General features: G+C 57.4%; 20 protein-coding genes and 1 pseudogene. 11 read left to right on the forward strand and 10 right to left on the reverse strand.

Translation table 11 applies throughout. The annotated features are described in order from the left end of the window. Positions 1-221: 221 nt before the first annotated feature. Complete coding sequence (locus ACVIW0_RS07060) at positions 222-698, reverse strand: Lrp/AsnC family transcriptional regulator (protein WP_461351664.1); 477 nt, start codon at positions 696-698, stop codon at positions 222-224. A gap of 950 nt (positions 699-1,648) precedes the next feature. Between ACVIW0_RS07060 and ACVIW0_RS07065 the strand changes: the two are divergent. The 3 genes and pseudogenes from ACVIW0_RS07065 to ACVIW0_RS07075 all read left to right on the forward strand — a co-directional run bounded on the left by ACVIW0_RS07065 (position 1,649) and on the right by ACVIW0_RS07075 (position 7,773). Then, positions 1,649-3,454: pseudogene (locus ACVIW0_RS07065) on the forward strand (alpha,alpha-trehalose-phosphate synthase (UDP-forming)). Between the two features lie 633 nt (positions 3,455-4,087). After that, positions 4,088-6,208, forward strand: coding sequence for a prolyl oligopeptidase family serine peptidase (locus ACVIW0_RS07070; RefSeq protein WP_461351665.1), 2,121 nt, complete (start codon positions 4,088-4,090; stop codon positions 6,206-6,208). A gap of 590 nt (positions 6,209-6,798) precedes the next feature. Continuing rightward, the gene (locus ACVIW0_RS07075) at positions 6,799-7,773 is read left to right on the forward strand and encodes a LysR substrate-binding domain-containing protein (RefSeq protein WP_461351666.1); all 975 of its coding nucleotides are present in this window, start codon (positions 6,799-6,801) and stop codon (positions 7,771-7,773) included. 10 nt (positions 7,774-7,783) lie between these two features. Here the strand turns inward: ACVIW0_RS07075 and ACVIW0_RS07080 are convergent, their stop codons facing one another. From ACVIW0_RS07080 to ACVIW0_RS07095, 4 genes are all read right to left on the reverse strand, one after another. Continuing rightward, a complete protein-coding gene (locus ACVIW0_RS07080; protein ID WP_461351667.1) occupies positions 7,784-8,149 on the reverse strand; it encodes a DUF3088 family protein in 366 nt (121 codons plus the stop codon). Between the two features lie 16 nt (positions 8,150-8,165). Beyond that, positions 8,166-9,341, reverse strand: a complete 1,176-nt coding sequence (locus ACVIW0_RS07085) for an MFS transporter (RefSeq protein WP_461351668.1) — start codon at positions 9,339-9,341, stop codon at positions 8,166-8,168. Positions 9,342-9,714: 373 nt separating this feature from the next. Further along, positions 9,715-11,955 carry a tetratricopeptide repeat protein gene (locus ACVIW0_RS07090; RefSeq protein WP_461351669.1) on the reverse strand — a complete coding sequence of 747 codons (2,241 nt, stop codon included), beginning with the start codon at positions 11,953-11,955 and terminating at the stop codon, positions 9,715-9,717. Between the two features lie 291 nt (positions 11,956-12,246). After that, a complete protein-coding gene (locus ACVIW0_RS07095) occupies positions 12,247-12,567 on the reverse strand; it encodes a hypothetical protein (RefSeq protein WP_461351670.1) in 321 nt (106 codons plus the stop codon). Positions 12,568-12,959: 392 nt separating this feature from the next. On the opposite strand from ACVIW0_RS07095, the gene ACVIW0_RS07100 reads away from it, so the two are divergent. Both ACVIW0_RS07100 and ACVIW0_RS07105 read left to right on the forward strand, forming a co-directional pair. Further along, a complete protein-coding gene (locus ACVIW0_RS07100; RefSeq protein WP_461351671.1) occupies positions 12,960-14,588 on the forward strand; it encodes an acyltransferase family protein in 1,629 nt (542 codons plus the stop codon). Positions 14,589-14,805: 217 nt separating this feature from the next. Then, a complete protein-coding gene (locus ACVIW0_RS07105) occupies positions 14,806-15,012 on the forward strand; it encodes a cold-shock protein (RefSeq protein ID WP_050424578.1) in 207 nt (68 codons plus the stop codon). 310 nt (positions 15,013-15,322) lie between these two features. Here the strand turns inward: ACVIW0_RS07105 and ACVIW0_RS07110 are convergent, their stop codons facing one another. Next, on the reverse strand, positions 15,323-15,580 hold the full coding sequence (locus ACVIW0_RS07110) for a hypothetical protein (RefSeq protein ID WP_461351672.1): 258 nt from the start codon (positions 15,578-15,580) through the stop codon (positions 15,323-15,325). Positions 15,581-15,585: 5 nt separating this feature from the next. Between ACVIW0_RS07110 and ACVIW0_RS07115 the strand changes: the two genes are divergently transcribed. Next, positions 15,586-15,999, forward strand: a complete 414-nt coding sequence (locus ACVIW0_RS07115; RefSeq protein ID WP_461351673.1) for a hypothetical protein — start codon at positions 15,586-15,588, stop codon at positions 15,997-15,999. 1,055 nt (positions 16,000-17,054) lie between these two features. On the opposite strand, the gene ACVIW0_RS07120 is transcribed toward ACVIW0_RS07115, so the two are convergent. Next, positions 17,055-17,363 carry a Fic family protein gene (locus ACVIW0_RS07120; RefSeq protein WP_461351674.1) on the reverse strand — a complete coding sequence of 103 codons (309 nt, stop codon included), beginning with the start codon at positions 17,361-17,363 and terminating at the stop codon, positions 17,055-17,057. 466 nt (positions 17,364-17,829) lie between these two features. Here ACVIW0_RS07120 and ACVIW0_RS07125 point away from each other — a divergent pair, with 466 nt between their 5' ends. Both ACVIW0_RS07125 and ACVIW0_RS07130 read left to right on the forward strand, forming a co-directional pair. Further along, the gene (locus ACVIW0_RS07125) at positions 17,830-18,096 is read left to right on the forward strand and encodes a type II toxin-antitoxin system RelB/DinJ family antitoxin (RefSeq protein WP_461351675.1); all 267 of its coding nucleotides are present in this window, start codon (positions 17,830-17,832) and stop codon (positions 18,094-18,096) included. A 12-nt stretch (positions 18,097-18,108) separates the two neighbouring features. Continuing rightward, entirely contained in the window at positions 18,109-18,381 is a 273-nt protein-coding gene (locus ACVIW0_RS07130; protein ID WP_461351676.1) for a type II toxin-antitoxin system YafQ family toxin, read from the forward strand. A 744-nt stretch (positions 18,382-19,125) separates the two neighbouring features. Here ACVIW0_RS07130 and ACVIW0_RS07135 read toward each other — a convergent pair. Further along, a complete protein-coding gene (locus ACVIW0_RS07135; RefSeq protein ID WP_461351677.1) occupies positions 19,126-19,701 on the reverse strand; it encodes a hypothetical protein in 576 nt (191 codons plus the stop codon). On the opposite strand from ACVIW0_RS07135, the gene ACVIW0_RS07140 reads away from it, so the two are divergent. The 3 genes from ACVIW0_RS07140 (at position 19,688) to ACVIW0_RS07150 (ending at position 21,071) form a co-directional block, all read left to right on the forward strand. Beyond that, positions 19,688-20,050, forward strand: a complete 363-nt coding sequence (locus ACVIW0_RS07140; protein ID WP_461351678.1) for a hypothetical protein — start codon at positions 19,688-19,690, stop codon at positions 20,048-20,050. The two genes, ACVIW0_RS07135 and ACVIW0_RS07140, sit on opposite strands and share 14 nt — an antisense overlap. A 100-nt stretch (positions 20,051-20,150) precedes the next feature. After that, the gene (locus ACVIW0_RS07145) at positions 20,151-20,510 is read left to right on the forward strand and encodes a hypothetical protein (RefSeq protein WP_461351679.1); all 360 of its coding nucleotides are present in this window, start codon (positions 20,151-20,153) and stop codon (positions 20,508-20,510) included. 135 nt (positions 20,511-20,645) lie between these two features. Next, positions 20,646-21,071 carry a hypothetical protein gene (locus tag ACVIW0_RS07150; protein ID WP_461351680.1) on the forward strand — a complete coding sequence of 142 codons (426 nt, stop codon included), beginning with the start codon at positions 20,646-20,648 and terminating at the stop codon, positions 21,069-21,071. A gap of 506 nt (positions 21,072-21,577) precedes the next feature. Here ACVIW0_RS07150 and ACVIW0_RS07155 read toward each other — a convergent pair. Both ACVIW0_RS07155 and ACVIW0_RS07160 read right to left on the reverse strand, forming a co-directional pair. Beyond that, positions 21,578-23,800 (reverse strand): hypothetical protein, encoded by a 2,223-nt coding sequence (locus ACVIW0_RS07155; RefSeq protein ID WP_461351681.1) that lies wholly within the window; start codon positions 23,798-23,800, stop codon positions 21,578-21,580. 286 nt (positions 23,801-24,086) lie between these two features. Further along, positions 24,087-24,620, reverse strand: coding sequence for a hypothetical protein (locus ACVIW0_RS07160; protein WP_461351682.1), 534 nt, complete (start codon positions 24,618-24,620; stop codon positions 24,087-24,089). Between the last annotated feature and the right edge of the window lie 49 nt (positions 24,621-24,669).

Raw genomic sequence — 24,669 nt, forward strand, 5'->3', positions numbered from 1 at the left:
CGACGAGTGCGTTTGCGCCGGCTCCTACTCAACTGCGCCGGCTTCTTGATTTGGCCACCTTTTCGCTGGCGACAGGTTGGGTCCACAACATTGCCGCATCATCGGTCGGCCACCAGAGCCGTATCTCGAGAAGCCTGATTGAGATCCTAAGAAAGAAGGAGAGCGGTACGGTAGATCAAACGCTCAATAGCGCGCTAATTCGTGCAGCCGCATGGGAGCGATCAATCATCTGGGGGAAGCTCAACCGGGACAGCGAATCCGACCTTGACGCGATCCAATATGACCATGCTCTTGAAACCCTTGATATCGCGATTTTCGTAGAAGAAACGGCGCGTGAACTCCTCGTACTCCTCCATGGATCGGGCGGTAATGTACAAGACGAAGTCAGCGTCGCCCGTGACATAAAAGCCATTGACGACGTCGGTCGATGATTTGATGGCCTTTTTGAATCTATCGATGATATCGGCGCTTTCCCGCTCCAACGTCACCAGTGCAAGCACTTGAATAGGTCGCCCAACGGCTCTCGGGGATACAACCGATACATCGGCCTGGATGATACCTTCCGAGCGGAGTCTCTTTAATCGTCGTTGGCAGGCAGTCGGGGAAAGCCCGGCCATCTCGCCGATCACATCTGAAGTCAGACGGTTATTCTTTTGCACGATCTCAAGGATGCGTGCATCTATCCGGTCGTATTGCATGACCATCTCCAGCCTGAGATGAATTTCACCGCGAGATGATCACTCAGCGCAGGAAATCCTCCGGTGGAAAATACGAGGAAATCTCCCGAGACAAAGCCCAAAGTTTGACGGTGCTGTCCCATAGCAACTTCCGACCAAGGATGAGGGCGGTTGCGTTCGGGATCGGCCGCTCGACAGTGAGCTGATCGCCGGTCTATCGGGGTGCGAGGCTTTCGTTTTCTGCAAAGATACGAACCAAAGCGAAGTCAGAGCGCAACCAAGCGCGCCGCATGGGTGCAATTGGATCAAAGAGCGTGCGCGGATCGCCATGCGCGACCGCGCACCTAATCAACGAAGTTAGATGCAATCATCGCCAAAAGCGTGCGGGAGCATGTGACGGTAGGATCAGTCGAGTTGTCGCTTGGCGCAGGTCCGAATCTGGGGGAGCTCAGGTTTGTAAGCCGGCCCCTTGAACAGGTGGTTGCGATTTTGGGCGCACAACGCGCCGCGGACGGACCACATCGGCGAATTGATGGCCGGCTATATCGTATCGTCGAGACGCTTCAGGCCGTGCGGACGCGCGGCAATCAAGATCTGGGGCATAGGCCAGTGAGTATACCACAGATGCCGGCGTCATCCAGCTGAATGGTCCGTAGCTCCTGGCTTCCCCATTGCGTTGCGGACCATCGGGTCTCGACACGTCAGCAATGCCTTCGCTTGCATCGGACCGAAGGGGTGAAACCAAGATCGTCTTGCCTCCAAACATCCGACATTCGTCAGGTTCTTCCACGACCTCGCCTTCGACGCTGGATTGATAGTGCAGTCTGGCTTGGCGCGACTGGTCAGCTTCCCGAAAGCTGGACCTGCCATCCTGGCGTCGTGGGGATATCTCGCGGGGCTGATCTGCGACTGAATCAAACGCAAACATCGTCAAACGGAGTTTTGAGATGGTTCGATATGATGCGCTCTACATGGCAGCCTTGGCCTACAGCAATACAACAGGCGCTACCCAGCAAGATGAAACCAAAAACCAGCATGTCTTTAGCCAACAGTTGGACCGGATAGCGCCAGAGCTGAATGAACAAGCCAGTGCAGGCCCCGCCCATTCTATTGCCTCGGACGAGGTGGCAGATGTGATCAACCAGCGACCTGATTTGAAGCTTGTCGTCATTTCGAACCGCGTTGCGCCCTTCGACCCCAGTGAACCCCAAACCGGCGGCCTTGCCGCCGCCCTCGAACCGGTCGTGCAACGGTCCGGCGCGGTCTGGGTCGGCTCTTCGGAAAACCGCGGCGATGGGACCGAGGTGCCCCTGCCACTGGTCGAGACTGGGGCGGGATTCGTCGCTAGGCTCGATCTGCCGGCCGCTGACCATGCTGGCTATTATCGTGGTTTTTCGAACTCGACGCTGTGGCCGGCACTGCACTCCCTGCCGGACCGGATGTCGGTCTCGGAAGACGATTATGAAAACGATTACCAAAGCTATCAAAGGACCAACAGTTATATTGCGGGTGCCGTCTTCGACGTACGGGATCGGGACGCATTCTGGGTGCATGATTATCATTTGCTCCCGCTCTGAGCCCGACTGCATGAACTCGGCATCGACCGGCCGACCGGCTTCTTCCTTCACACGCCGTGGCCGGCGCCCGATATGGTCGATAGCGTACCCAATCATCGCGAACTGGTGAAGGCGACGCTGAAGTATGACCTGATCGGATTCCAGACGAACCAGGATCTGAATAACTACTCGGCGTACCTCCGGACCCATTTCGGATTGGAAACCAAGGATGGCGTGGTCACCACGGAACGCGGTGAGACGCGACTGAAAAAGTTCCCAATCGGGATCGATCCCAAGCAGTTCGCAGACTATCTCGCTGCAGATCTCTCTCCTGCAGAGCAAGAAAAAGTCTCGTCATTGTTGCAAAACTTCGAGGGATCCAAGTTTGCGATCGGCGTGGACCGGCTCGATTACACCAAGGGCATCGACAAACGGGTCGAAGGGCTCAATCAGCTTTTAAGGACGGAACCCGGCAGCATGTCGCTGTTGCAGATCGCACCGTTCTCACGCGCCGATGTCGATCAGTATCAGAAGTATAAAGAAGAGGTCGAGAGCGCGATCAACCGCGTCAATGCCGAGCATGGCACAGACAGGTGGAGCCCGATCCATTACAAGAACGATTCGTTCAGCCAGGCCGCACTCGCGCGGCTTTACCGCGCCGCGCATGTCGGCCTCGTGACCCCGTTGCGCGACGGCATGAATCTCGTGGCGAAAGAATATGTTGCGGCACAAGACCCGAAGGATCCCGGCGTTCTGGTCCTATCCAAGTTCGCGGGCGCAGCTGAAGACTTCAACGAGAACGAGGCACTTTTGGTGGATCCGAACAACCCTGAAGAGATCGCAGCCGCGATCTCGAAGGCGATCCGCATGCCGCTTGAGGAGCGTGTCACCCGGTGGCGCTCGATGATGGACAAGATTGAATCCTATACCATCCACGACTGGTCGGCGGACTATGTTCGAGAGCTAGATAAGAGCCGTGTCACTGTCCCAGCTGATCAGTTCCATCGTCTCGGTCTCGGCTGGACCAACGAAGCTCAAATGCCGCTGTACCAGAATTATGCCACGGCTTTGACCGCTTTCAACCAGGTCGCCCCCGCTGATACCGCCTTGAAGGAGGCTGCCTATGCAGATGTTGAGTCAAGCTTTGAGGCGCTAGCGGCTCCACTGATGCGTACGCAGGACAGACTCTGGGTCCTGCCGACACCGGACAGCATCGCCTAGTTCTGGTCGCCTAACAGTCCGGTGCCGGGGAGAACTGACGGAGCGAACAGCACACGGCGGATTGCGCTTCTGCGGCAGGCGAGAGGCACAATACAGGTCTGGCAGCTGGCGCGGTTCTTTCGATCCGCGCTGGCCCACATGATGAGCGGAATGTCGCACCAGATCCTTACAGTCACGAATTGGAGGTCACCATGCGCACTGCCATCAGCTTGATCGCGATCTGGCTGCTGATCAACGCGCTGTTCTATGTCATGCTGACGCGCGGCGACAGGTCTGCCCGATGATCCGGATCAGAAGAGCGGACCTCATAATTGGAGTAAACGTTCCGACGGCGTGTCGGGAGCGTCCCTCTGTTCCGGCTTTTGGCCGCTGAAGATCCATAGTACTGGTGCTGTCTGAGACTCATGTCGTGCCGACATTGCCCTGTCTGCTTGGCAACCAATGTCGGCAAGCGAACATGATCGTGGAGCCCTGAGCGGCTGAAACTTGCTGCGCTTTGGTCGGCATGCAGCTTGCAGTGAACGGTTCGCGAGATAGCGCGAGCCGAACCATGTCATGCGTTGCGTACTTTCTGCAGCTTCTGCTTGACGCGTCAAGCCCGCGTGGCCGCACGACCTCAGCCGGAGCAAGTCCATGAACACATCAGTCCTCTCTGCAGCGCTGCTTTCGATTGCCTGCGTCGCCTCCGCTGCAATTTCACAGGAGCGAAAGACTGCAGCTGTCACTGAGGATCCATTCCTCTGGCTCGAGGAGATCGAAGGCCATGGCGCATTGGCTTGGGCCCGCGCCGAGAACGAGAAGACACTCGGCGTGCTCCAATCAGATCCTCGCTATCAGCGCTTCTACGAACAGGCGCTCTCAATCTTACAGGCCAAGGATCGAATTCCATACGTCTCCTTTGGACGTCACGGGTTGGAGAATTTTTGGAAAGACGAGGACCATGTGCGTGGCATCTGGCGGCGCACCACGCTTGAAAGCTATCGTCGCCACGATCCCCGGTGGGAAACCATTCTTGACGTGGACGCCTTGGCGGTTGCCGAGAACAAGAACTGGATCTTTCAAGGCGGCAGCTGCCTTCCGCCTGAAGAGCGCCTCTGCCTGGTCAGCCTTTCAGACGGCGGCAAGGACGCCGCGTCCATACGCGAGTTCGACAGCGAGGCAAAGCGCTTCGTTGCGAACGGCTTTTATCTTCCGGAGGGCAAGCAGAGCGTCAGCTGGGTCGACCGTGACACGCTCCTTGTTGCACGGGACTGGGGCGAAGGCTCCTTGACGCAGGCCGGCTACCCCTTTGTGGTGAAAGAGCTCAAGCGCGGTCAACCGCTCAGCGAGGCGCGCGAGGTCTTTCGCGGCAAGCCCAACGATGTTCGGGCGGTGCCCTTGGTGCTTCGAGACAATGAAGGTCATGTTCATGCGACCGGAGTCATCCGAGCGATCGGGTTTTTCGAGCATGAGTACGTGCTCTTCCGCCTGAATGGGCTCGTCAAACTCAATCTGCCGAAGAAGGCGGAGATCGCAGGCCTCGTGAGCCATCGCCTGCTTGTGAAACTTGACGAGGAGTGGACGCCGTCGGGGGATGTCAGCTTCAGTGCCGGCTCGCTGATCTCGTATGACCTGACCGAATGGAAGGCCGATCCGCTGCGCGCCAAAGCCTCGCTTGTCTTCAAGCCTGGGCCTCGTCAGGCCTTGAGCGGGCTAAGCTTCACAAAGAACCTCTTGATCTTGACGATCCTGGATAACGTTCAAAGCAAGGCGTTCGTGTATAAGTACGATCAGGGAGCTTGGTCGGCTACACCAATCCCGCTGCCGGAACATACCAGTGTCGGCGTAACAGCCGCCTCCGACGAAGCGGACCAGGCCATGTTCGCCGTCTCAAGTTATCTCAGACCAACGTCGGTCTGGTATTTTGATGCCAAAACGCAAAAACTCGAGGAATTGAAGACGACACCTATTGCCTTCGATGCCTCCAAGCATGTCGTAGAACAGTTCGAAGCGACTTCGCGTGATGGCACGTCAATTCCGTATTCTCTGGTGCGACCAAAAAACGCGAGATTTGACAGCGCCATTCCGACACTTCTTTATGGCTATGGCGGGTTCCAGGCTTCGCTCCTGCCCTCTTATCTGGGCCCTGTAGGGCGCCTCTGGCTCGAACAGGGCAATGCCTATGTCGTTGCAAATCTGCGCGGGGGCGGCGAGTTTGGCCCGCAATGGCATCAAGCAGCCCAGCGGGCGGCGAAGCAGACGACGTGGGATGATTTCATCGCCGTTGCCGAGGACCTGATCCGCCGCAAGATCACAAGTCCGCGCCGACTCGGCGTCATTGGCGGCAGCCAGGGCGGGCTACTCGTTGGCACCGCAATCACCCAACGTCCCGAGCTCTTCAACGCGGCGATCATTCAGGTGCCGCTGTTTGACATGCTTCGATACACCAAATTAGGCGCCGGTGCCTCCTGGATCGGCGAATACGGCGATCCAGATTTTCCCGAGCAGCGCGCGTGGATCGAAGGCTACTCGCCCTATCAGAAACTGGTGCTGGGCAAGCCATACCCCGCGCCTTTAATTCTGACCTCCACCAAGGACGATCGTGTGCATCCCGCGCATGGTCGCAAGGCTGCAGCAAAGCTCGCCGCCCTTGGCCAGCCTTACTTCTATTACGAGAACATCGATGGGGGGCACAGCGCGGCGGCCAATCTCATCGAAACGGCGCGTCGATTAGCCCTTGAATACACCTATGCATCGAGGCGGCTTCTGTTCTGAATAAACCGGCGGACGGGTCAATCGAACCAGGCTCCAGACTATTCATGATGCCTGGGCATCACATCCGTCAGCTGAATCATTGAGGCGAGCTGCGAGGCGATAGAGAACCAGTCAATCGACGGACCAGATGCTGCAGAGCCTAACGGGAACTAGACGAATTCGGCAACGCCAGAGTGCTCGAACACGAGCCCGCAATGTCCATTTCGTCATGCAATTCAGCTGGCAAGGCGCCTCCTCATGAAGGATCGACCTGTTGCTGAGCCAGATCGGTCATGAGTTGGCGTTCTAAATCTCAAGCCCGGTTCTGGCTATGCTTGAGAGATCGCGCAGCGATGAACCCTGCACCGCATATGGAATCTAACTGTGCCTCTGGAGCACCGGATCTGAAGGGGTATGTGCCTGGATCAACGACTGCTCGGCCGGCTGACAGGGAGCCAGGTCGTCGAGTTCGCCGTGACAGGGCCAATACCTAGGAGGTCTCGTTCGTGGCCAGTTCCGGCGGTGAACGAAGGCGTCGTCGATGCCTGAGAAAATCGGCCTGCAGTGCAGGGCTCCACAACAGCTGTCCCAGTGGGAGGCAGGAAACAAAGATGCGCAAGCTACCGATCCTGAAAAGCCTCCATCTGTTTGAGGCAGTCAGCGAGTTTCCAAGTTTCTCACGGGCGGCCGAGCGGCTAAATATGACCACCGGTGCGGTAAGCTACCAGATGCGCCTGCTTGAGGATTGGTTCGGCAGGAAATTATTCGTGCGCCATAGTTCGGGCGTGCGTCTGACATCCGACGGCGAGCAGCTCAAGCGAAGCTGCGCGAGCGCGTTCACCATGCTCGAGAAGGGATGCTACGAGCTACGAAGGCGCCATGCGGGACCCTCCGTCGTGGTCGGGGGCTCGACCATTTTTTTGTCGCACGGCCTATTGCCCCATATCGGTCGATTCCGCAAACTCTATCCGGACATCGACCTAGTCTTTGAAACCGAAGCCGATCTTGACGCGCTCTCTGTTGGTGCGTTGGACATATTGTTTGTCGCCGGCCCACTGAAGCGGCCGTGTTCCGTCCGCGAGGTGCACGCTTCAAATGAGATGATTGGCCCGGTCTGTGCGCCAGCTGCGCTCGAGGCCATCAAAAGCCCGCAAGATATTCTGTCGATCTCTCTGTTGCACGAGGCCGACAGGCTGGACGCCTGGAGCGAATGGGCCAGCGCAGCTGCAATATGCTTGCGGGAATCGCGCAAGGTCGTCTTCGATACATTTTCCTTGACGATGGAGGCAGCAAAAAGTGGGCTGGGAGCCGCAATATCCTCGCAGATTTTGGTCAGAAGTAACCTTGAGAAAGGAGAGCTGGTGGCGCCATTGGGCTTTGTGCCGGTCAATCGGTCAATCTACATGTTTGCCAATGGACAGGCCCGCAATAGCGCGGCCGTCAAACAGTTTGAGCGCTGGGCGTTGTCAGAAATATTGACGCCAGATTATCAGCCATCGCCTTTCGAGGCCCCAACCCGGCAGATCAAGCAAGCCGCTCGATTGAAGCGTCCCGATCGGTTCGTGCTGGCATCAAGTCGTTCATGACCACCATGACTTACAAGGTGCCGACTGTTCGAGGGTAGGGCGCCGGAAATCCGTGGCGCGCGGCCAGAAGATCAAGGATTGCAAACACATCGTCGACATAGGCGAGCCCGTTAGCGTACTTCGCATTCTCAGATAAAGGGCCTTTCTTTTCCAAAATCAGAACCGGCGCGGACTGATGACCCTGCCCAAGCTTCTCGATGAGTGCGGTTCGTGGCCTCGCCCAGGAAATCCGACGAACGTCGAGCCTCGCACCGCGACTTGGAAATGCGGACAGCAACCCGTCCAACAGCAAGCATTGCCAGCAATAGAATTGTCGTCCCGGCAAGGCCGGATCCGCAAAAGGGTGTTCTAAAAGGAACAGCTGATCCCATGGCATGGTGTGGATCCCTGATCTAGCGATCGGCGGGACGAGAAGCTTGAGTATTCCTTGCACTGACCACCGCGAAGGTCGCAACTGCGAAGGCCACAAATGCGCTCGCCGCGCATAGGAGAAGGATTGTTCCGAGAGGCCAATCACCTAGAAGCGACAAGGCAATGCCATTTCCCGCGACGCCGCTATAGGTGCAACATTGAAATAGGCCGGAGAGGCGACCGGCGCGGTCCGGAGCCATTGAAGACACCATGTGCGCGTGAGCGGCAGCGGCAAATATCTGGCCGAAACCAAGCATTGCGCTGCTGGACGCGATCACCACGGGCAGGCCCGCATCGAGTGACATCAGCGCAAGGCATGTCGCAAGCAGGACTGCGGCGCCAGCGATGGTTGGCAAAGCGCCGAATAGCTCGTAAATCCGCTTGACGGCGAGCGCGCCCAGCAAGGCAAAAACACCGTTCGTCATGACGATCGTCAGTAGAACGCTTTTGTCGAGAACGCCGTCAGCTGTTGCATGTATCGCAGGATAGACGTTGATGATGCCGGCGCCTAGGTTGAGCAGAAAGACAGCCAAGAATGCGGGATAGAGGGGCGCCAAGTCCAGGACGGTTCCGGAAGGCCGGGCCTCAAGCACGGCTGGCGTCCTTCTGAACTGCTGCTTGATGCCAAGGAGCACGACCAAGGACAGCATGATCGCCGATATGTTGAAGGCCAAGACGCCAGGCAAGTGCAATTGGTCGGTCAGCATGGCGCCTGCAAACATTCCCAAAAGATAGGTCAGCCAGTCGATATTGGCGATATTGCGCAGCACCGCGATCATGCCGTCTTCCGATGTAATGCGACGAAAGAAAGCAATCTCTGCAGACAAATAGACCGGCTGGACCAGGCTCAGGACGGCCATTGCGGCATAGCTAAGAAACGAATCGGCTCCGTCGCTGCTGAAGATGGCGAGCAGCGCGCAAATACGTACAGCATTGACGATCATCATGGCTGAGATCGGATCGCCCCTGTCGACCAACGGCGACAGGACGAGGCTGCCAAGCATGATCGGCGCAAAAGTGACCGCAATGCCAAGACCCGCGGCGCTCATGCCGGACCGCAGAAGGCCGATCAGGATGCCGATACGGAACGCCCAGCCGCCGATCTGGATGATCAAATGCGAGAGATAGATGAACTGCCTTGTGCTCGCCCCGCTCATTGTTGACCTAGCTCATCGAGAATCATCGGATCGCTTGACGCGGATGGACAGGTGCAGGGCGCTGGCTTCGGGATGCGACATCGGTGCGATGAGCCCACAAGCCCATCTATGAACGCTCTGGCAATAGGACGGTATGGCAAAAGGCATCCTATTTACGTATCTACGTCCCTGTACTTCGTCCCTGTACTTCCCTTTGGCGTTCGGTCACTCACGACAAGGCCGGTCAAGGCGCTTTCCTTGCCGGACAGCCTCTGTTGGCGCGCCTGCCGCGACAGTATCCGCTAGACCCAATTGAAGCCCTGAGGCGCCGCTATCATTTCCTGAGCGATCCTGTCTCACGCTGCTCGAATGGCAAGAGTGCCATGAGCCAAGCTCATTTAGGCTTGGCGGAAGATGCAGAAGCCCGGTCCCGCCGCGAGGCAAGGTCGGCCTGCAGGCTTTTCTCGATGTGCTCGCGGGTGAGGAGGTAGTCTGGATCTCCCCCGATCTCGACAGCGACCGTCGCATGATTCAATGAAATATCCGGCCGACCCTCGTTAAAGTATTCGATGGCGAGATTGTTGTGGGTGAGCGCATGCCGGGGGTTGAGTTCAAGGGCTCGAACATAGTGCGCGATGCTCTCGCTCGCCTTGCCAAGCTCGGAGTAGGCAAGCCCGATATTGCTCTGTAGGTCGGGGTTTTTGGGATTGATCTCGGCCGCCGCCAGATAGGACTCCAGAGCAGCCTTCGGCCTGTCCTGCCGCATCAAGATGTTGCCCTTCTCGAAGTGACCCCGCCATTCGTTTGGCTTGATGACAAGTGTCCTGTCAAGATCGGCGAGTGCGCCAGCGGCATCTCCCATTCTGCTGCGAAGTGCGGCCCTGTTCAGGTGGGCCTCATAATAGGGTGGGCAAAGTTCAATGGCGCGCGCATAGGCCTCCAGAGCCTCGGCTTCCCGTCCAGCGACCTTCGAAAGCAGGTTCCCCAGGTCGTTGTGATACTCTCCATAGTAGGGATCATAGGCAATGGCCTCACGCAGCTGCTTCTCAGCTCGAGATAGTTCGTCGATGAGTTCATAGACCTGACTGGTGTTGTAGACCAGAATCGATTGGTGAAGCTTGAAGCGCTCGTCGCCATACGCCTTGAGCATCTTGCCAAGGCCTTCGGCGCAAAGGGCGAGGGCTTCGTCGTACTTCTGCTGTTTGGCCTTGATGTAGGCATAGGCGTTCTCTGCAAACACCTTGATATAGTCGTACTTGTCGTGCCCCCTGAAATCCCGTTCGATGGTTTCCAGGTTCCGTAACGCATACTCTTCGGCCAGCGTGAGGTTGACCGGCTGCTGATAGCGTCCATATGTCATGGATTGGGCGTAGAGAACGGTTGGCGTGTATCGGCTCTTTGGGAACGTTTTGTAGAATTCATCCAGATAGGGCACCGACACCCGCCCGCAGCCGAGTGAGTACAGCACAAAAGCCGCGTTGATGAAGGCGGCATTGACGCTGGCATCCCCGGAGCCGTAGGTGCGAAGCGCAGGGTCGGCGAAAATCTCTCCGAAATAGCCAAACCAGAGATCATACAGGCCAATGCTCTGGAGGATCTGGCTTGGTTCTGCAAGCAGCTCCAGGCGCTTGTACTTGTCCCGTACCGACAGCGCATGAAGCATCACGAGAGGTGCCTTGCCCGCCAGATAACGCTCCAGGCGCGCGTGGTGCAACTGCTCGTGCAGATGATCAGCGGTCGCCGGCTCAAAGGTCGCATAGTTTCGCTGCGCGATCAGATCGGGCGTGGTGCAATCGGATTCAATGTAAGATTTGAGAAGGCTATGCCGTTCCCCGGTGTTGAGGCTGGCCAGATAGAGATCCACGGTCGCGGTCGGGTCGAGATAGCCGACGACTGGTAGTCCTGCCGCTGCGCATTTGCTCAAGGCCTCCGCTATCAACGGATTGCCGCCACTTGCCTCATAGATCTGCCGTCGTTTCTCGGCAGGTAGGTCTTGATCAAGGATCGAGCCTAGCTCTTGCGAGCTATATCTGCCGAAATGAACCTCGTTGGCGTCCGGGAAATAGAGGCGCTGTTCATAATCGATCAGAACGAACCGAAACAGTCGCGCATCGTCGTCCAGCCTGACGAGCAGCTTGATCAGGTTCTTGGCCGAGCCGGACAGGGCCGCCGCCCGATCGATGACGATGATGTGGCGCTCGTTGAGCTGTCGGGCGCAGTTGATCAGGAATTCGGCTAGTCCGACCAGGAGCTTGTTTTGATATTCATGATGATAGAACCGTGTACGCTCCTCCTTGCTCGAGGTATTGGTCAGATCCTTCGGCACGGTAAACGCGTCGCTGTTTAGGAGGGGAAATAGCCGCTTCAAGGATTGTTGTGCCGCCTCAACCAGTTTGGGCCTATTTTCCGTGGCCCACCTTAGTTCGGCGTCAATGAGCGCTTGCAGCCCAGCAAGATAGCCGCCGGTCCGCCAGTCGCCGTCAGCGATCGAGAAATTAGAATTGGAGCTCGCGAGTGCCGATTTGATCGTTGGCACTGGTGCCATGCCCGCTTCCGCCTTCAAAATCGTGATCGCACTGAGCTCGACGGATGCCGATATGGCTGAAACCACGCGCTGCTGGATCAGATCAACCATTTTACTCTCCCGAACTGTCGCAAAAGAGGGTGGTCGAAACGACCACCCTCCGATGCCGCGATGCTCTCATCAGGTAGATGCATCCAAGGCATCCGTCGCACCAACTTAGAGCGTACCTGTGTACGGAGTGGTGGTGCGGATCGTGGTCTTGATCTCAGCGATCTTCTTTTTCATCACGTGTTCCTTTCCTTCTCTGGCACGCCAGGCCCAAGCGAAAGCGCGGCCAGCCGTGCCGGACAAGGATAGTGAATTTCTGCACCAATCCGCAGCGAGATTCCTTGGCCGTCGCTGTCAAAAAAATTGAACACCGCAGTTCGAATTGACTGGCCCGAGCCGGCGCAATGTTTGCGCCCTTCCTTTTGCGATGCGTTCAGGTATCGCGATCTCGCTCTCGGCTGCGTTGAGCCGGCTGGTGGCGGGGCGCAAGGACGAACCTCGTTGCAAGAGTGTCACGAGGATAGGCACCTTGTGCAGCTCCGCTGCTGCACGCGAATCTCCTGTTGGCTGGCTGATGATAGCTCGCGGTTTTCCCACATAGGACGCGAACTGGTGCATGTATCCGTTGTGAGGCTGCCGGTGACGACAGCGTGTTGCTTTGACCTTGGACTTCATCGGATACCTTGCGCCCCAAGCTCCCTTCGCAGAGGAGCAAATTGGCTGGCGCCGGCGCCAACCCATTCGAGAAGGCTACCGGTGAGACAATGGCGCGGTTCAAGTATGACAGGTGAGGGGACGTAGCTTGGGCCGGAACCGGTCGGAATATGGACCTAGAATCTGAGCCGCCCTACCAGAAGTCAGAGTTTCAGCGCTGACCGGGTACCCACTAAAAGCTGCACGGGCGCTCTTATCACCGATTTGAGCTTCCGGAAGAGTTTGGCTGATCGCATGGCAGGTTCGGGCGATGCGATCAGTCTTCCTGCCTTTAGCGGTGTGTTCAGCCGCCAGCCTTTGGTGCCATCGATCGCCAGGATTTGTACCCACCTCGCAAATGACGAGCGACATCGATGGTTAAGCAGATACCCGCGCTGACCGGTATCCGGTTTGTCGCGGCGGCAGCGGTCGCATTGTCTCACGGCGGCAGCGTGTTCTTGCAGGGGCCGAGCCTCGGACTCGATATCAGCGTCGGGACACTCGGCCTGCTCGGAATGTCGGTCTTCTTCACACTGAGTGGCTTTGTCATTCAATATAACTATGGCAGCTCGATTGTGAGCAGCCCGCGGAAAGCGATCCCGGACTTTCTCGTGGCGCGCATCGCGCGAATCTATCCTCTGTTTGTTGTTCTCTTTCTCGTCGAATTGCTGACCGGACCGTTTGTCTGGCCGTGGCTCCTCGGAACCGATGCGCCGGCCGAAGGATTCTCAACGCATCTTGTCCCGTTTCAACTCGGGATGGTTCAAACCTGGTTTTTCGCAAATATCGCCGGTGTAGCACCCGTCTGGCAGTACGAGGAGGTCGGCATCGTCTCCTGGTCGGTGAGCACCGAATGGTTCTTCTATCTCGTTTTTCCGCTCGTTTGCCCTCTGCTTGCGCGGATCAGAACTGTGCCCGCCGCGGTTGTTTGCGCCGTCGGAGCCGTTGCAATCGAGCTTGGCATCGACCTTGCGATCCTCATGTTGCAGGGTCGCATCAACCTGTTTGCGCTTCATGCCTATGGCACCGAGGCGGCTCTGCCGAACTGGAAGAACACGCTGATCCTCTGGATCGTCTACTTTTCGCCGTTTTGCAGGGTGTGGGAATTCGTTCTCGGCTGTTGCCTGGCACGGCTCCATGAAGTCTCGTCGGCGCAGGACTTCAGGCCGTCTCGCGCTCTGCTGGACATCGCGGCAATTGTTGGCCTCAGTGCGATTGGCTGGGTGTTCTGGTTTACCGCCCATAAGCCGCCATTTGAGGCTTCCATGAGCCTGTTCGATATTACACGCAACAATATCGCTCTCGCGGCACCGGTTGCGCTCATCCTTGTTGCGGCGGCCCAGCCCGGCAGCACTGCAGGACGGCTGTTGTCGGCAAGGTGGCTTGTCTTTCTGGGCGAGGCCAGCTTTGCCCTTTATCTTATACACATCATCATCTTCCGGCGTTTTCCGGTGGTGCGTTGGGAAACAGCGAGCGAACTGCTTGGACATCTCGGTGCGTTCGCTCTTGCTTTCGCCTTGGCGGCCTGCGCCGCGATCCTGTTGCATTTCGGCTTCGAGGTACCGGCCCGCAGGCGAATTCGCGGCGCCTATCAGGCGGCCTCGACGGGACAGCGCAGGCTCCTGGTGCGATTGGGAACTGTCGGCTTTGCCGCACTTGTTGGTGCGGCGGCCGCGTATGCACTGCGGGGGGCGGCCGGCAATGCCATCACGCAATCGGGTATTTCGGTTGTTTCCGGCACGTATGGGGGCAATTGCCGCTGGATGTCAGCGCGCGGCAACACCACAGATGTGCTTGCAGAAGCGTGTAATGGTAAGAGCGAGTGTACGTTTCGGACGGAGCCGGCACGGATTGCCGATCCTGCGCCGGGTTGCGCAAAGGAGTTTGCGGTCGCCTGGTTCTGCAAGGGGGATCGCAGCATTCATTCCAGCTCGGCTCCGGATCCGCACGATACGTCCTTGGCTCTGCAACTTTCCTGTAAGAAGGTGGCGCGCGATGATTGAGCTGCAGGCTGAACGGCCATCCGAATCCCACTCCCCTGAAGATCTCCGACGTCAGGGTGTCGCTACGGCCGCTGCACAACAGAGTCAGCATCTCAGTTATCGGGCAAGAAAGTTGCGGACGTGACTGCCGCGGCCGACGAGCGTCGTTTTGCCGCCCATCTTGATGGCTGCGAGACTCTTCGCTAGATCACGAAAGTTCACTGATGGAGATGCCGCCGTGGCAATGGGTATTGTGAAGTGGTTCAATTCCAGCAAAGGTTATGGCTTTATTCGGCCGGAGGACGGAAGTGCCGATGTCTTCGTGCACATCAGTGCCGTGGAAAAGGCGGGTTACACCACCCTCGAAGAGGGGGCTCGGGTCAGTTACGAGCTCAAGGCCGGGCGCTCGGGCAAGACGTCAGCTGAGGATCTTCGGGTTGGCTAATTGAAGTGCACCTCCCCGCTGCCTCCTGCAGCCTCTGATCTCGCACCTGTCCGGCGATGCCTTGTATATGGTGCGCCGGACGGTCCTTTACGATCGCTTCCGACTGAGGCGTTGCCGCGCGCCCCATGGCACTCTTCAATCAAGGCATCGCTCGCCGATGGCACGGCAAGTTCCGGATTTTGCGCTTGGTGCAGTGCGGACCTGACACGATAACCCCGGTGCCATGAAGGGTCGGAACCGTACGCTCTTGCCCAGCGGGCAGGAGGTGTACGCCGCCCATGTCCCACCGCATCTTGCTGCACGCGATCGCTCACGGCTCAAAGCTTTGCTGTCGCTTCTGAAGGAAACTTACCGAGGCGAGTTCGTCCGTTATGGACGATACGGAGCCTGCGGCGCTGACATCCGTTCCCGCGCGAGGACCGTTCGCCCATGAGCCGGTGAGCGATTTCAGCACGCGGCGCGCCGGATTAGCCAAAATAGTTGAGGTTAACGGCGCCATGTTGTTGACGATGCAGCCTAAGCCTTGATCCATTGCGGGGAACTGCACCACACAGCCCATCGGAGACACGGCAAGTGTCCTTCCAGCTGACCGTCCTGAAAGTGCTGGCCGGTCAGTCCACCGGGCGGGCTTCCGTTGCCGAAGTCCGACGGGCCGTGGAGATCCTGATGAACAGCGGCCGCGACTGGACCGATCGCATGAAGCGGTTGGCCGAACATGCGCCGGATCTGAATATCTTTTCGGCGAAGTTTGTCATTCGTGACGCTCTCGGCTGGGAAATCACGCAGGAGGGCCGGCAATTCCTCTCTGCGCTCGAAAAAGCGGTCGCCGATCAAAGAGATCGGCCCCAATCAGCCATCGATCCCCCGTCCAACGAAGTTCATACGCATGCGTTGGATGCCGCTAAGCCGAATGGTGCTTCCTGCGACCGCCGTCGCTGGCCGCGGCGGCGCCGCAGGAAGGCCCGGTCCGATCGGCGTACAGCATGAAGTGGCTTGACGCCAACCGTCAGCCGTCTGCTCGCAAGATGGCTGCGGTATTCGATCCGTTGGACGGAGGAGATGCAACAAACAAGTTTGATGCTGCGTAACATGCGTCGTATGCAACCAGGCCATTGACGGGCGTCATCCCGCGCTTCGTGTCGTTGAGCCAGGCTCCGCCCCGCTGATAACGGCAATAGCGGCCGCACCATCGCCGAACAGGCTGTTCAATACACGGACGCGACGGCTTTGAGCGTCAGTTCGATCGAATGCTTATCAAGATGATAAAGCACGAGCTTGTAGTGCAGTCGTGGCTTTGGCGCTCTCAACGCTCGCAGAATGCGCCGCTGCGGGGCAGAAATCCTCGGCAAGGTGATAGAAACCCAGCGGGCCATAGCGACCGAGTTCGTCGGTCATATGGTTGAGTAGCGCGCACGTTGTCGATGCAATGAGAGATGCGAGCCGGAACGCGCGGGGGCCTTTCTTGCGATGGTCACGGAACCTCCATGTGAGAGTGTCATTCATGACCAAGTGGTAGGATTGAGCACGCTACGTTGCGCTGGTCGGGCCGGTGTATAGGCGCGCCAACCAACGATCGACGACCGTCAGCGGGAGGCCCAATCTCACTGACGCGTGCGAGGTCGGCGAAACGAGGAAGCCTTTGCCTATAAACGTGTTGAGTACTGTTCTGGCTTGCCGCTCTTGATAGCCGGTGAGCTCGGGAGCTTTGCCAGGGCAAACTCGCCTGCAAGCAAGGCTTCGCGGAGGAGAGCCCAACTCCCTTTCGGCAGGCGGTCGGCCCTTGTTTCTTCCTCGCACCAGATTTCGATGCGTCGCTGAAGTCAGTGGGCTCGAACAGCGATTCCATGGATGCTACCTGGTCAACGCAGCTCGACAGAAAGAACGTGCAGAAATCCACCAGGCCAGCTTGGGTGAGATTGCCTCGACCATCGAGATCGCCACGGCGCGGCTCGTCGGCGGCTTGCAGGCCCGTCTTGTACTTGTCGACAGCCCGAGCAAGGCCGCGTGAAATTGGCCAGAGGCTTGAACCAATGCCTAACTCCTTAGGCATGCGAGACGAGGCGCGTAACGCGACCGTTGCCATCGGCGAACGGGTGAATCCACAAAAGACGATGATGCGGCGCCGCCACACCGATGATGCGTTGTATTTTGGAAGGCTTGCCGTTTCCGTAGGCCTTCGCAAAGCGTGCCAGGAAGGGGACCAGATCTTCTGGGGCTGGTGGAATGTGGCGCCCGACCTGTACGTGGAGCTGCCGCAGCTCGCCCGGAATGACCTTCACTTCCTTGCCGGACTCGGGGTCTGACACGAGAAGGAGGTTTTCCGGCAGTTGCTGGCAGAACTCCTTGTGCACCCAGCAGATGAACTCGGCGGAGGTAGAAGGCTGTACGTGGCCATTACAATCTCTGCCGCGTACATGAGGCGCTGCGCACCGCGGCAGCGGTTGCGCTTGGCGTGGCGGATCGGGTTTGGAGTATCGGGGGATTTGATCGATGCCGTGCTGCCCGTTGGAGTCAGACCGTCCAGTGCGGGCGAGCCGGAATTTTCGGGTAATCGTCGGTGGAAAACTCGGATAGAACAAGCGTGCCAGAGATCACGCTCTTCCGTGCAAGTACGTCCAAAAGGGGCCGCAATGGCCCCTTTCCACATTAGGCAGTCTGGTGTAACAACTTGAATTTATTGAAGAAATTTCTCGTTAATTAAATTTTCGTTGTTGTATTGGAACGTGTTGCGTCTGTACTGCGTTCGTGATTACATTGCGCATACAAAGACGTGTACAAACATTCGATGTTCGTACCGCGCACCTGGAGAGGTGAAACATGGCAAAGACAGCAACAATCAACGCTCGGATTGAACCCGTCGTTAAGTCGAAGGCAGAAAAGGTATTCGCTGCCATCGGGATTAGTGCGTCCGATGCCATCGGCCTTTTCTATCGACAGGTCGCGTTTCGCAAGGGGCTTCCTTTCGACGTATGCATCCCCAATGCGACCACCCTTGCAGCTCTTCATGAGGCTGAATCTGGGGGTGGAGAGGTCGTTAATGGGTCCACAGAGGACATCTTTAACGACATTCTATACGAAGAATGATACTCGGAGAGGATGAAGCCTCTCCGAGTCACAACCCAATATAAAAAAGATCTCAAGCGAGTTAAGAGCCGTAATTATCGGATGTCGAAGCTTGTCAGCATCGTTGACAAGCTTCGCAACGACAAGCCCCTGTCTCCGATTGACGATGACCATCCTTTAAAGGGACCTTGGGATGGCTATCGCGGCTGTCACGTACAGGGCGACTGGTGTTTGATTTATCAAAATAATACTGATGAGCTGGTTCTGGTTCGTACCGGAACACATTCCGATATTTTCGGAGAGTGAAGCGCGCACTGTCCCCAAAGAAACGGCCCCAGCGATGGCTCACGACGCTGAGGCCAAGTTGCGCTTTGCGTCCTAATGCTGTCGGCAGACCGCATGAGGAATTCAGACAACCCGGAGCGCGCGGCTCCCGTTCACTATGGTCAAAAGAAACGGCCCCAGCACCCTTGGAGGTGATGCTGAGGCCGTTCCTCATTCCAGCCTTCCGATCCGCCGATGCAATACTTGGGCGGCTCTCTGGGCACTAGTAAAATGATCTTAATGAAACCGCCCTACCCAGTCGGGCCATGATCGAATCAAAGCGTGAGCCAGTCAATTAACTTGTGTGAATCAAAGGTAAACAAAACGTCCGAATGCTTAATGGTGGGAGTTGTCCTAATTCCCGGTCGCGAGTGTCCTAACGACGACAGCACCAACTTGCATTCTCGCCTTCGCCGTCCACCACGAAAACTCCATGAGGGCGGATGGTTTTCTGTTTGTTTTTCATGTTTTTGTCATCCCGTTGGTTTTCCGGCCACGTCCGTCGCGGCTGGTCGGGAATTTCAGAGGCCGGCAGATACGAGCGGGCGCGCAACAGAGGGGCCGGCCGAGGGGCCCAAGGGGAGACGGCTGGATGCCTTGCGCGGCCGCGTGCAGGACTACCTCACGACAAGAACGACCGTGTGGCGTGTGGCAGGCAACGTGGGACATGTAAAGGAGCGAAAGAAGCCCAACCGCGCTGCGCCAGCGGTCGATCGGTGGCCAGTCTTATGGCCTTCGAGCTTGCCGGCAGGCTGAACACCCCCGTACTCGTCGAAGTGTGCGACCCATTGGGTAACGGCCTTGGCGCTGACGCCAAGCCGCCTTCTCCTGAACCTCGATGTCCTCGAGCGCGGAAGGCACCGACGGGCGAACATGCTCGACGCTGGCCTTGTCATAGATTGGGAACGCGCTCTTGCTCCACTCGGAGATCGGCTCGACGCCCACCGACCTTAACCAGCGACCGACTTCATGCGCGACCTTGAAGGGCGAGTGCTCGAGCATCTCCGGAAGGAAGATGTACCTTCGAGTAGTGATTGCCACATCGGAGCGCTTGTAGATCGTGCTGCGGCCCTCACGTTTGCGGCAGAACCCCGCCCGAACAACTTTCCGGACCGAACTTTCGGCAATGTTGAGCATCTCTGCCGCCTGGCTTCTGGTCAACCAGGTACTCTGCGCCGCAGGGCGCTTGGCCTGCTCCAGCCGAACAAGGGTCGCGAAATCTTCGATGTCAACCGGCGCGACCCACTTCCGCCATTCGTTTCCATCATCCCGAAGGAGCTCGACCCTGATGTCTCCGGACAAGATCGGCTCGATGCATGGCAAGCTCCCCAAGAAAGTAGATCAGTTCAATGACAATCCTTCGGCTGCCTCGAGCGCTGGGGAGACTACGTGCCAAGTCAAGGCCCCGGTCGGGCGCGAGTGCGTGAACGCCGACGCAACGTACGCGGCGGTCGGACCGAATGGTACTTTCCGGCGCGAAGTATTCGGAGGGAAAAGACCCAACAATCTCGGGAAGCTCTTTGCCGTCGAAAACTCCGCCGTCAAATGGCGCAATCACTACGCCCAGCCGATCATTTCATGGCTGCGGGAAATCGTTCGGCCTCAACCCACCCGACCATCTGTTCGTATCCCCGATCTATTCGCGGGATGACTTCATTCGAGAGCTTTCATTAGACCCGGGAAGCGCGTGTGGAATGCCCGCGTAACGACCGCTCCCAAAGTATGCGACGTCAGAAGAAAATGGTGTCGCAATGATCCTCGATCGGATCATGGCTTCGCGGTACAATTCAGAATATTTTCGCCGAACACAGGAGCGGCCCCTCGGCCTGATCGCTCAAGATGCCGCCGACCTCCGCCCTCTCGTTGTTGATCGCGAAGCATTGATTCCGGCACCTGAGCGCTCGAAGCTCGCCCACATCCACCTCCTATGCACGGGCTGTGGAATAGGCCACGAGGAATACGGCTTGTTCGAGGAAGTCCTGGAAGCGCAATGGACGCGTCGTGAAGAACTGCTCCAGGATTGCACCAAGACGAGCGATGAGTTCCGCGGGCTTGCAGAAATTGGTGCGCGGACCGTCCAAGCAAGAGGGAGATCTCCAGCACGCCAGTGATAGAGCGCAGGAAATTGACCAATGGATAACTGCCGGTTATCTTGCGACGAACGACAACCTGAAGTTCTCAGACTGAAGAGCCGTATCACCGAAGCGTTGGCCCCCGAAGGCTCAAGCTCTGTTCGATAGGACGCTTTGGTCGAAGATGCGCAGAAGATCGGTTACTTTTCAAGCGAGCATGTCGGTGCCCTGAAATGCCGAGCTTGCCATGCCGTTGCTGGCGATCAAAGTAATGCGGATGCATTGATTGAGGCGGCACGTGAGGTGATCCACGCGATTGACGCACGATGGCCGGCGCGCTCGAAGGAAGTCAGTAGTCATTTGCATGATCTTTGGTTCATCGAACTCACCCATCTCGACGCCACCAAGGGGAAACGCGCCGGTACGCTGAGGTCCTACGGAAGCAAGTCGGCGTCGATGTTATCCGACAAAATGCAGAAACGTTCCGCGCTCCGTTGCGACGAGCAAAATTGCTCTACTGGCTTTGGCACGCAACAGGCCGATCTAGAGAGTCGATATTGCAACACGCGCAGCGATTTGCAGCCGAACGTCCGACTGTAAAGAAGCTTTGTGTGTTCGATGTAACTGCATTCAGGATCATGCTGCGCAGTGCAATTCGAACTGGCTAAGCTAGCTCGGCCATCGAGAGCGGCGATGCCGGACGAAAAAGGGACGAACGCTTAGCTATCAGGCCTTAGGCTAACGCGAGCGGACGGAGGTTTGGGACAGGAAAGGACAGCAAAAAGGACGTCCCTTTTGGGCGGCGCATCGGCGTGGTCGGTGGGCCGGCTGGAAGTTCTTGAAGGACGATCGGGGCGCCGCGTCCGTTCGGAAGCCGAGAGAGCTCGGCTCGTCATAGACGATGTCGGCCTGGGGCTCGCCCTTGTCGTCGAACACGCGGATGGAGCCGAACATCCCGCAGAGTTGTAACACTTTTGGTCCTACCAGGGCCTTTCCCCGAGCGGGTGACGCGACCCCGGCCTGCTCCGATCAGCGCGCCGCATTTCTGCGCTGGGGCCGGAAGTTATGGACGGGATCGTATCGGGCAATGTCGCGCCGACCATTCGCTACATGCGCGGGTGATCATCTCGCCATTCCTGGAGCGCCTCTGCGGGCTCGTCATCAAGTAGTCGCCGATGCTCCCGTGGAGAGAACTGCTCAGGCTCCCAAGTAAACTCTTCCGGATCGATGGAGACCGACAGATCAGGATGATTGTCTCCTAGCCCGTGAAGCTCGTCATGCAACTGCTTTTCCAGTCGCTGGAGTTCCTCCGAAGCGACGGAGCCTGCCGACGGCATGGCTTCATCCTCCAGATGATCGAGTACTCGCCGAAGCTCTTCCCGAGGGAGCTGCTCTGAACAGGATGCGGTTTGCTCCTGCATAAAAGCCGATGGGGCGAGGTGATCATCTCGCCATTCCTGAAGCTCCTCTGCTGGCTCGTCATCAAACGGTCGCAGCAGCTCCTCTGGAAAGAACAGTTCGCGATCCAAAGTAAGGTCTTCCGGATCGATGGGAAACGACAGAGCAGGATGATTATCTCCTAATCCTTGAAACTCGGCATGGAACTGCTTTTCCAGTCGCTCCTCTGAAAAGTCGGAGACTGCCGACGGCATGGCTTGATTACCCGAATGATCCAGCACTCGCCGGCGCTCCCCCTGAGGGAGTTGCTCTGAATGGAAGGCGGCTTGCTCCTGAACGAAAGCCGAGGCGGCGGGTTGACCGTGCTGTTCCTCCCGAAGCCCCTTTAGCGGAGTACTCGCTTCGTGCCACGCGCTATGCTGCGCAGCGGCGTCGTCTGTGCGACGCGGTACGATCTGCACGGCGCTTTCGGGATTGAGGTCCACGTTCTGGTGGGAAGCCTTAAGCTTAGCTCTCGCGCGGCCAGGTTGCGTGGGCGCGACCACTCCCGTTGTCCGAAAGGTGTGGAAATATTCCAAAGCTTTGAGGAGATTGGCATCAGTCCCTCCAGGGTACTTGAACAGGGCCTCATCGTCGCTCAGCGACTTGCGGTCCAGCCGAGCAACAATGCTCGGCCTGCTGTTTTCGAACAGCCAACGGCTCAAGCCAACAAGGCCGTTTCCAAGCTGCCTTGCCGATTTGGAGGTCATGCCGCCCTGGATAAGGCCCTGCTCAAGCCCCAAGACGGCGGCAGCATCCTCGGAATAAAAAGGCCGCTTGTCCGACTGCCCCCGGATTATGACGCCTGTTGAGGCAACCTGCGGTGCTGCGCTACTTCCTTCTGAAGCGACGTTTGCACTTGGTTGTCGGTATGCCACAACCTCTTCCAGATCGTTCGGCGTCCTCAGTCTCTTCGCTGCTCTCGAAGGAGCGGCGTCAGAATTGGGGGCATAACAGTCACGAAGGACTCCTACCGCTGACCTCATATGCGCGTCTTTCGGAAAATAAGTATTTGCGTATTCGAGCAGGGACTTGTGGTCCGCTAAATCGGTCGTTTGGCCGCGACTGCGGAAATCATTCGCCAGTTGATGAAGCGCCCGAGTATAACGTTTAACCGTTTCAGGTTTTGGGCTTTTCCGAGCCGCATATCGAGCAATCACGCTATCGATAAGATTTCGGTCCTTTGTAGACAGATTGGGATAGTCGGGGTTAAGGCCATGATACGCATAAAGGACGCTTAGCCCTCTCTTCACATATTCGTCTTTCGGGAAGTAAGTATTTGCGTGATCGAGCAGGGACTTATGGTCCGCTAGATCGAATGTTTGGCCGCGAGCGCGGACATCATTCGCCAGTCGACGAAGTGCCGTAGAATTATATGTAGCCGTTGCAGGTTGTACGTTTTTCTGAGACGCATATTGAGTAATCATTCTATCGATAAGGCTCCGGTCTTCCCGAGACAGACAGGGATAGTTGGAGTCAATGTCATGGTACGCACCAAGGACGCTCAGTCCCGCCTTAATATTTGAGTCGTTCGGAAAATAAGTATTTGCGTATTTGAGCAGAGACTCGTGGTCCGCTAGATCGGTCGTTTGGCCGCGCGCGCGGAGATTATTCACCAGTCGATGAAGTACCTGCGTATAGTGTCTAACCGTTCCAGGTGTTGGCTTTTTCTGAGCCGCATATTGAGTAATCACGCTCTCGATAAGGCTCTGGTCTTCTGTGGACAGATTGGGATAGGCGGGGTGCCTGCTGGCGACGGGAGAGGCTTGGCTTGCCTCGGCCAAGTGCTGCTCAAATTGCACGGCCTCGTCCGTCTGCGGCGCTTTGGGGACCGCGTGCTGCACTTGCGACGAAGCTGGCACATTAAATGCCTTAAAGTCTTGCACGTCCACGTTAGCCTCACGTTCAAGCTCACCTGAGCAGGTCTTCTACTCGGGCTGGCTTTCGAGAACCTGACATGGTCATGGGCACGTAAGGGGCGAACCGGCCAATATCGGAACCGACATCGCTTGGGATCAGCATCTCCTCCGTGAATAGTGTCCTGTAACCGCAAATAGAGGCTTTAATTCTACATGGTTTTCGCGGTCTCATGGAGATGGCGATGATGATAGGCAGACTGAAGGCAGAGCTTGTGTTGTCGGATCAGGAGCGTTCGCAGCTTCAAGCGTTTGCGCGTATTCACTTAATAGCAGCACTAAGCCCTGCGCAGATTCTCAATGTCCAAGTGCCTGACCCGCCCATCTCCAACTTCGGGGTCTTGAGCAATCCGCAGCGGATCGGTGGGGGCAGCCATTGCAAGATCGACGCTTGAGCATTTCTGTGGCGGGGGTAGCCCTTGCGTTGCCCGCCCATCTTCTTGATTAGCGCGCTACAGAACTGTTCCAACGTGTCAAGGTCGTCTGCGCGGCTGCCGCTGACGGTCTCGGCGAACAATCCTTGCAAAATGGCTCGGACATGTGCGGGCTCATAAGTTGCTGCAATCTCAGTCATCTGCTCGAGCACGACTGGCGGAACAGCATCCACGGTAGGTAGCAATTTCTCGATATTGACCCGATGATCTTGCCGCCACTCACGCCACATACTGTCGTCGTACGCAATCGAGAAGGTCTCGGGCGGCAGAGCGTCGACGTTCATCTGATCGAGTTCAATCGCGGCGGACCACTGTTTGAGAAAGCTTTCGACATCTCCTGACGTCAGCTGCTCGGTCAACATTACTCGCTCTCCTACTCTAATCTCTGCTCATCGGTGCGGAAGCACGCAT

The organism is Bradyrhizobium sp. USDA 4454, from assembly GCF_054822705.1.